The organism is Gordonia desulfuricans NBRC 100010, from assembly GCF_001485495.1.
Classification (GTDB): Bacteria; Actinomycetota; Actinomycetes; order Mycobacteriales; family Mycobacteriaceae; genus Gordonia; species Gordonia desulfuricans.
Genome location: NZ_BCNF01000034.1, coordinates 68,732 through 77,273, shown reverse-complemented (window position 1 = coordinate 77,273; position 8,542 = coordinate 68,732). Strand labels below are relative to the sequence as shown.

The 8,542-nt window shown below is 67.8% G+C and carries 10 protein-coding genes; all 10 read right to left on the bottom strand.

Annotated features, from left to right (window positions below; all coding sequences use genetic code 11):
• Positions 1-181 precede the first annotated feature (181 nt).
• Positions 182-1,141, bottom strand: coding sequence for an NAD(P)-dependent oxidoreductase (locus tag GD1_RS05350; protein WP_083533870.1), 960 nt, complete (start codon positions 1,139-1,141; stop codon positions 182-184).
• Positions 1,141-1,944 carry a class II aldolase/adducin family protein gene (locus GD1_RS05345; protein WP_244882526.1) on the bottom strand — a complete coding sequence of 268 codons (804 nt, stop codon included), beginning with the start codon at positions 1,942-1,944 and terminating at the stop codon, positions 1,141-1,143. Before GD1_RS05345 ends, GD1_RS05350 begins: the two co-directional genes overlap by 1 nt.
• Positions 1,945-2,000: 56 nt before the next feature.
• Positions 2,001-3,098 (bottom strand): histidinol-phosphate transaminase, encoded by a 1,098-nt coding sequence (locus GD1_RS05340; protein WP_059036138.1) that lies wholly within the window; start codon positions 3,096-3,098, stop codon positions 2,001-2,003.
• A 64-nt stretch (positions 3,099-3,162) separates the two neighbouring features.
• Positions 3,163-4,176, bottom strand: a complete 1,014-nt coding sequence (locus GD1_RS05335) for an LLM class flavin-dependent oxidoreductase (RefSeq protein WP_059036136.1) — start codon at positions 4,174-4,176, stop codon at positions 3,163-3,165.
• Entirely contained in the window at positions 4,173-4,475 is a 303-nt protein-coding gene (locus GD1_RS05330) for a TIGR04076 family protein (protein WP_059036134.1), read from the bottom strand. The genes GD1_RS05335 and GD1_RS05330 overlap by 4 nt, the downstream gene beginning before the upstream one ends.
• Positions 4,472-4,783: a hypothetical protein gene (locus GD1_RS05325; protein ID WP_059036132.1), complete on the bottom strand. Its 312-nt coding sequence runs from the start codon at positions 4,781-4,783 to the stop codon at positions 4,472-4,474. Before GD1_RS05325 ends, GD1_RS05330 begins: the two co-directional genes overlap by 4 nt.
• Positions 4,780-6,048, bottom strand: a complete 1,269-nt coding sequence (locus GD1_RS05320) for an acyl-CoA dehydrogenase family protein (protein WP_174519016.1) — start codon at positions 6,046-6,048, stop codon at positions 4,780-4,782. Before GD1_RS05320 ends, GD1_RS05325 begins: the two co-directional genes overlap by 4 nt.
• Before the next feature lie 35 nt (positions 6,049-6,083).
• On the bottom strand, positions 6,084-6,800 hold the full coding sequence (locus GD1_RS05315; protein WP_059036130.1) for an SDR family NAD(P)-dependent oxidoreductase: 717 nt from the start codon (positions 6,798-6,800) through the stop codon (positions 6,084-6,086).
• A 28-nt stretch (positions 6,801-6,828) separates the two neighbouring features.
• Positions 6,829-7,644, bottom strand: coding sequence for an amino acid ABC transporter ATP-binding protein (locus GD1_RS05310; protein ID WP_020794242.1), 816 nt, complete (start codon positions 7,642-7,644; stop codon positions 6,829-6,831).
• On the bottom strand, positions 7,641-8,522 hold the full coding sequence (locus GD1_RS05305) for an amino acid ABC transporter permease (protein ID WP_053777694.1): 882 nt from the start codon (positions 8,520-8,522) through the stop codon (positions 7,641-7,643). The genes GD1_RS05310 and GD1_RS05305 overlap by 4 nt, the downstream gene beginning before the upstream one ends.
• Between the last annotated feature and the right edge of the window lie 20 nt (positions 8,523-8,542).

Sequence of the window (8,542 nt, the reverse complement as noted above, 5' to 3'; positions counted from 1 at the left end):
CTCAACCGCCCACTGGGCGTTGCTGATTGAGTTGGGACCGGAGTGGTTGCGTGGGCGTCATCGGCCGACGAGGTTTGGACGCGTCTTGTCGGGTCACTCCTCGTCGAATCAAACATCAACGGCGAGTGGCTGATTGGGCTGCGATATGCCGATGGTGACTCCCTGCGGAGGTGTCGACGTGTCAGCGATTCAGGACGTGTAGCAAGGGTTCTCCGGTTGCGACGGCCAGAATGTTGTCGCGGACCGCGCCGATCTGTGCGGCAACCGAGTTGCGGGTCACGCCGGCGACATGGGGGCTCAGCAGGACGTTCTCCTCGCCCAACACGGCCGGTGCCAGTTGTGGGGGCTCGGTGCCGAAGACGTCGAGGGCGGCGCCGGTCATGGTTCGGGCACGCACTCGCTTGAGCACCGCGTTCTGGTCGACGATGCCGCCCCGACTCACATCGATCAGGATGGAGTCCTCGGGGAGGGAGTCCACCGCATCTTGGCCGATGAGGCCCAGTGTGTCGGGGGTGCGGGCGATCGCGACTATCACGATCTCGCTGTCGGACAGCAAGTTCGGCAACGGCATCCACGACGCACCGTCGATCCTGGATCGGGGTGACCAGTACGAGACCGCACATCCGAGGTTTGCATACATGGCGCACAGACGGGTGCCGATCTGGCCGGCGCCCACCACGCCCACGCGGCTGCCACGAAGCTCTCGCGGACGGGCCTCGTCGAGAATGCCGAGCTGAGGCCACCGACCACCTCGTACCTGCGCATCGGCCCACCGATACGACCGCAGCAGGTTCATCGTCGCACCCAGACACCACTCGGTCACCGACCACGAGTTCGCCGGACCGATGTTCGCCACTGGGACGCCACGACGAGCCCAAGCATCGAGATCGATCGTCTCGACGCCGGCAGTTGGCTGTTGGACCAGGACGGCGCGCTCGGCGAGCGCGGCCTCGGTTTCGTCCAGCCGCAATTGTCCCGACCAGTCGCCGACGATCACGTCGCAGTGCGGCAGGGCCGCCCGCAGGGCATCAGAGGTGTGCTCGGGCAGCCGGGTCACCTCAACATCGACCCCATCGGGTTCGACCGCATCTAGCAGGGCAGGAGAAGGATTGGGCGGCAACAACAGAACCCGTAGTCCCATCAGACACCCGCTCCCCAGATCTCGGCGAAGTCGGGTTGTTCGCGGACGATCCTGGGAATGATCGACTGGTACTGGAACCACCCGACGGCCTCACCGCCGACTGTGGCGCCGGTGGCCACTGCGGTGTCATGATCGAGCATGGTGGGGGTACCGGCGGCCAGCGCGATCATCTCGGCCTGCATCGACCGTTCCATCGTGATGAACCACCACACCGCCGACTCGACGGTCGTCCCCACCGTCAGATGCCCGTGATTGGCCAGGATCGCCGCCTTACGCGGACCGAGGGCCGCGGCGATCCGACGTCCCTCCTCGGCGGCGAAGACGACACCGTCATAGTTCGGATACAGGATGTGATCCTGGTAGAACGCGCACGCGTCCTGTGTCATCGCGCCGAGCTCACGACCCATCGCCGAGAACGCCTTGCCATACAGGCCGTGCGCATGCACCGCGCCGACCACATCCGGCCGTTTGTCATGGATGGCCGCATGGATGGCGAAGGTCGCCCCGTTGAGCGGCCCGCTGCCCTCGACGATGTCACCGTCGGCGTTGACCAAGATCAGGTCCTCGGGGCAGACCGTGCCGAAGTAGGCACCCCACCGTGCGGTCCAGAAGTGGTCGGACAGTTCGGGATCACGAGCGGTGATGTGCCCCGCGACACCCTCGTCCATGCCGAATCGCGACAGCAGTCGGTAGCCGCCGACCAGTGCGACCTTGCGGCGGTGGCGCTCCTCGTCGAGCGACGACGACGACCATCGGACAGGGATACCGCTCGGCTGATCGTCGGGCACAGCAGAGTCGGGCACAGCAGAGTCGGAAACGGGAGATGGGGAGACAGAGGATTCGGCGGCGATGGACATGGTCACTCCTTCGGTGCGGTCGGGGCGGGGATCATCCGGGCTGCGAGGTCGAGAAGGCGTGTGTTGGCCTCGGTCTCGCCGATCGAGACACGTACTCCGGTTCCGGCCAGCGGGCGTACCGACAGTCCGATCTCGCCGGCCTCGGCGACGAATGCGGCGGCCGCGGCGGCGTCGGGAAAGCGAAGCCAGACGAAGTTGCCCTGCGGATCACCCACGTCCCAGCCGATCTCGGCGAGGCCGCCGACCACACGCAGGCGCTCGACGACCAGGGCGTCCACGCGCTCGAGTAACTCCGAGCGCAACTGCAGCGACGCCACCGCCGCGGCCTGTGCGGGCAGACTCACCCCGAACGGGACGGCGACGGCGCGCAACGCTGCGGCGATCTCGGTGGGTGCGTAGGCGTAGCCCACCCGCAGGCCGGCCAGGCCATAGGCCTTCGAGAACGTCCGTGCCACGGCGACGTTGGTGCGTGCGGTGGCGATCGCGATCCCGTCCACGGGATCATCCATCCGCACGAACTCCGCATAGGCCTCGTCCAGGATCACCAAGACGTGCGCGGGAACGGAGTCGATGAATCCGAGGACCTCGGTGTGCGTCAACGCCGCACCGGTCGGGTTGTTGGGGGTGCACAGGATCACCGCGCGGGTGCGATCGTCGATGCGGGCGGCCATGGCGCCCAGGTCGTGGCACCCGTCGGCGGTCAGCGGGACCTGCTCCGACCGTGCGTCGGCGGCGAGCACCGCGATCGGGTAGGCCTCGAAACTGGGCCACGGGTAGACGACGTTGTCGCCCGGCTCGCACACGCTCGAGAGGAGGTCGTAGATGATGGCGGCCGATCCGGCGGCCACGGCCAGATTCGCTGTGGGTACCGAAAGGCATTCGGCCAGTGCGGCATAGAGCTCGGCATTACCCACGTCGGGATAGCGATTGGAGTCACGCACCGCCTGGTCGACGGCCGCGACCACACCGGGCAGCGGCGGATACGGGTTCTCGTTGGACGAGAGCTTGTACCGGGTGACCCCGGGTGTCGCGACGGGTGGTTTACCGGCCACATAGGGTGGCATCTCGCTGATGCTCGACCGTACGTGCAGGAGTGTCATCGTTGTTTCACCATGTTTCGTTGTGCTGCAGGGGTTCAGGGACAGGGGGTGGGGATACCCGGGTTCAGGAGTCGGCGAGCCGGCGTAGCTCGGGCAGCACCGTGGTGCCGATCAACCCGAGGGCGTGGAGTGGATCGGCCCCGATCGGCGGACCGAACGAGATGTGCCGGGCCCCGGCCTCGATCAGCTCGGAGCACTGGGCGATCACATCGTCCACGCCACCGACGATGCCGAGGCCGAGCATCCCGTCGGTGACCGATGCGATGGCGGCGTCGACGCCCTCGGTGTCGAGCAGTCGTTGGGTGTGGGCGAACTCGTCGGGGTCCAAGCCGTGCTCGGCGAGAACCGCGGCGGGCAGCGACCCCGAGTAGAGCGCGATCTGATGGGCCATCGCGCGGCGTGCCTCGTCGCGATCGTCGGCGATCGACGCCCACACGCATGCGGCGATGTCGATGTCGGCGATGTCGCGTCCCTTGTCGGCGGCGCCGGTGCTGATCTCCTTCATTGCCGAGAATACGTGGCGCGGTGGCAGACACAGGGGCAGGGCGCCATCGGCGTAGCGTCCGGCGACCCGCAGCATCTGCGGGCCCATCGCACCGACGTATACCTCGACCTCGTGGGCGTAGCGGGGTACCGCGAGGTCGGTCCAGCCGGGTCCGGCTCCGGGCACACGGGCCGGACTGCGGCCGGCAGAGAGTTCTTTGATCGCCACCACGGCGTCGCGGGTGCGGGCCACCGGCCCCGACGGCGGCGTGATCCCGGCCTTGGCGTAGAAGACGTCCGACCCCGCCCCGACACCCACGATGAACCGCCCGCCGGACAGTTCCTGCAGGCCCGAGGCGAACATCGCGATCTGTCCGGGATGCAGTGTGACGGGGTCGACCACGCCGCAGCCGAATCGGATGCGGTCGGTACGTGACGCGATCGCTGCCAGGCTCACCAGGCCCGGTTCGCCGAGGAAGTCGTTGCCGGTCCAGACCTGGTCGAACCCGGCATGTTCGGCCAGCTCCGCCTTGGCCACCACATCGGCCACGCTGACGTGGGAACCGATGCGGGCACTGAACACGAGGCCGGTCATCCGGCACTCCTTTCGCTTGTGATGACGCCCGACTCGTCGAGCACGCTGACCCGCATCCGCACGGCCTCCGGGGCGTCCGGACAGGCGAGAAGCGGCGACGACCTCAGGTAGTGGTCGGCCTCTGCCGCGTCGAGGCGTCCGAGGACGACCGGCAGGACGTTGGCAATTGCGAAGTAGCAGAACTGCTTTCCCTCGGGAACGATGACCCCGGTGTCGGACAGGTCGAAGTGATCGCCCACGGCGAGGCCGCATGCCGAGTAGTTCATCGACTCGACGGTGCAGCGAACGGTGACGCTCATGACGACTCGTCCGGCTCAGGCACGATCGTGATCACCACGTTCTCCTCGACATGCGGGCACAGGAAGTAGGGCTTGCGCAGCAGCCAGTCGTCGGCGGGCAGCGGCATCTGGCGCGTGCCCAGGCACGGCAACACCGCCGACAATGCCTTGGGACAGAAAGGCTTTCCGCCCGTGGACATCCGTGACTCGTCGATGACGACGTGGTCGCCGACCCGGGCTCCGCAGCGGGGCGCGTCGGCCCGGTCGATCACCACGCGCACACGCGGCGTGGGACCGACCATCGCCGGTGAGCCGGCGTCGGCACTCATCCGCGCTCGGCGAACAGCTCGCGGGCTCGCTCGGCCGGCATCATCCCGGAGGTGTCCACCCCGCCACTGCTCAGCCCGGCGCGGGCCAGCGCGCCGAGATGATCACGGCGGGTGCCTGCGTGTGCGAGCGCACCGTAGGCATCCCGGAGGACACGCTGCATCGGGTCGACGTCGCGGATGAAGCCGGCGCGCGCCAGATCGGTGGTGAGGTCGACGACCCGGCGCAGCGCCAGACCCGCGACCGCATTGACACCGGTCATCCGGGCCTGTGCGGTGGGGGTGAGCACCCGGTCGGAGAAGATGGTGTCGTCGGTGATGTCGGCGACGTGGCGGCTGCCCGCATAGGCGAAGTCGACCTCGGCGATCGCCTCACCGAATCGCTGCAGTGTGGCGGCGTCGAGGTGGGAGACGCCGCGCGCCGAGATGATGTCGGCGGTGATGTCCACCAGGTGCCGGGCCACACCGAGGGCCACGCCGGTGAGCGCGAAGTGGCTGACGTGGACGCTCCGGTTGAGCGGGTCCTTGTTCTGGTCGTAGTCGGCGTCGCGGTCGAACGAGTGTGACGCGGGGACGAAGGCGGGCTCGATGATCTCGTAGGAGGTGCTGCCCGAGCCGCTGACCCCGAGCACCTGCCAGTTGTCGCACACCGTGATTGCCTCACGCGGAAGCCAGATCCCCAGATGCAACTGCTTGCCGGTCGGGCCGATCACCGGCTGGTCGCCGTCGAAGACGTTGGCGCTGCCGATCACGTGCTCGGCGACGTAGCTGCCGCTGCCCCAATCCCAGTGCCCGCTCACGAGATAGCCACCGGGAACCACCTGTGCGCGGCCGCGTGGATGGAACGAACCACTGGTCGGCATGTCGCGGGTGGGGTAGAGCTCGGCGTAGGCCTCGTCACCGAGGCGGGCGGCGTAGTAGCCGGTCGCGTTGAGCACGCCGATGTTCCATGCGGCCGAGGCGTCGACGGTGGCCACTTCGGCAACCACGTCGAGCTGCTGGCGCAGACCCATCTCGAGTCCGCCGCGGAACGCGGGGAACGCCATCTGGAACACGCCGGCGCGGCGGAATGCGGTGGTCAGGCGGGGACTCAGGCGCGCGATCCGCTCCATCTCGTCGGCTTCCTCGGCGACGACGGGGAGCAGCCTGCGGGCATTGGTGATCACGGCATCGGCCGAGTCGAGGGCGAGCAGGTCCGGGATGGCGTCGTCGGCCGTGCTGGTGCCGATGCGGGTCGTCTCTGTGACGGTCGTGTCGGTGATTGACATTGTGAACCTCGAATCATTAAGTGGGAGTGTCGAAATCAGGTGATCGGCTCGCCGCCGGTCACCCAGATCGTCTGTCCGGTGACCGCGGGGTTGGTCACCAGGGTTCCGACCGTGGCCGCAACGTCGCCGGGTGTGGGAAAGTCCGGCAACGACATCCGCGCGGTCAGGGCCTCGGCGGCGGCCACCCAGCCGGGGTCGGTGTCGACCGGATCGTCGGGATCGACCACACGACCCGGTGCGACGATGTTGGCGGTGATCCCGTACCGGCCTTCCTCGACGGCGAGGTACCTGGTCAGGGTGGTGGCGGCCGCCTTGGCCGTGCCGTATGCCGCGTGTCCGGCGATCGGCCGGGCGATCAGCGCACCGGCCAGGTACACGATCCGCCCCGATCCGGCGGCCCGCATACCCGGCAGGACGCGTCGGCACAGGGTGAGGTGGCCGGCGACGGCGGCGAGCTGCGCGGCGAGTTCGTCGGCACCGAGGTCGGCCACGGCGGTGGCGCCCGGCGCCCGCGGATGGGCTGCGTTGACCAGCACGTCCACCGCTCCGAGACGGGCCTCGAGATCGGTGAGCGCGGTGTCGACGGCCGCGGCGTCGGTGATGTCGCAGGCCGTCGACCACTGCGCGCCGGGCGGGTGGTCCCCGGAACGACTGAGTGCGGCCACGCGTAGCCCGAGTTCGGACAGGTGGTCGACCATCCTCCGTCCGAGCGGACCGGTGGCCCCGGCGACCAACGCGATCGGATCGGTCATCTCGACGGGTCCGTCGTCGCGGTGTTCGTCATCGGAGCACCGCCGACAAGAACGTGCGGGTGCGGTCGTGGGCGGGTGTGTCGAAGACCTGCGCCGGGGGACCGACCTCGACGATGGTACCGGCATCCATGAACACCACACGGTCACTGACCTCGCGGGCGAAACCCATCTCATGGGTGACCACGACCATGGTGATCCCGCCGGTGCGGGCCAGGTCCTTGATCACCGACAGCACCTCGCCGACGAGCTCGGGATCGAGCGCGCTGGTGGGTTCGTCGAACAGCATCACCTTGGGACGCATGGCGAGTGCCCGGGCGATCGCGACCCGTTGCTGCTGCCCGCCGGACAGTTTCGACGGGTAGGAGCCCTCCTTGTCGGCCAGCCCGACGCGCGCCAGCAGCGAGCGCGCGTACTCGGTGGCCGCCGCGGGGGATTCACGCTTGACCTTGATCGGGGCGAAGGTCACGTTCTCCAGGGCGGTCATGTGCGGGAAGAGATTGAAGTGCTGGAACACCATCCCGATCTCCAGGCGGCGCCGGCACGCCTCGGATTCGCGGAGTTCGTAGAGCTTTCCGCGCTTGAGCCGGTAGCCCACCAGGTCGCCGTCGACGGTGATCGATCCCGCCGAGATGTCCTCGAGGTGGTTCATGGTGCGTAGCAGGGTGCTCTTGCCCGAGCCCGACGGACCGATGATGCAGACCGTCTCACCGGTGGGGATGTCGAGGTCGATGCCCTTGAGCACCTCGGTGGAGCCGTAGGACTTGCGGACCCCGGAGATCCGGATCATCGGATCGTCGGCGGCGGGATCGGCCGACCGGGTGACGATGTCGGGTGTTGTCGTCATTTGGTGGCCGCCCGTCGTTCGAGGAAGTACTGGCCGATCGAGAGCAGGATGATCACCAGCAGGTACCAGATGGTGGCGACGATCAGCATCTCGATGGTGCGGAAGTTGACGCCGGAGATTCCGAGAACCGCGGTCATGAGGTCACCGCCGGCGATCACCGACACGATCGCCGAGGCCTTGAGGCCGCCGATCAGTTCGTTGCCCAGCGGCGGGATGATGATCCGTAGTGCCTGGGGCAGAACGATGTACCGCAGGGTCTTGCCGCCGTTCACGCCGAGCGCCTTGGCCGCCTCGTGCTGTCCGACGCCCACCGAGAGAAGGCCGGCGCGGACGATCTCGGCCATGTATCCGGAGCCGGTCAGGGCCAGCGCGATCACCGACGCCACGAACGGGGTGACCACCTGCTGCACCTGGAAGGAGACGAGAGGTGCGGTGCCGAAGGGATTGGCGATACTGACCGTGTTGACGAACAGTCCGAGATTGCCGACGAAGATCAGCAGCACCACCAACGGGATGCCCCGGAAGAAGAAGATCCAGATCGAGGCGAAGCCGGACAGGATTCTGCTCTCGGAGATCCGCATGACGCCGATCACCACGGCGAGGATCACTGCGATCCCGACGCCGAGGACGGTCATCTCGAGGGTCAGCAGCAGGCCTTTGAGTACACCGCCGTCGAGCAGGAAGTCGCCGACGACCGACCACTCGATGTTCGGATTGACCACGAAGCCGTACACGCAGAACGCGACGATCGCGATCAGCACGGCCGCACTGATCATGCGGCCCCAGTGCCGGACCGGAACCACTTGCAGGCTGTTGACGTCGACGTGGCCGGCGGCCCGCGTCACGTCCGGGGGTTCGAGTGCAACGGAATTGGACATGGTCACTCGTCATCCACCGA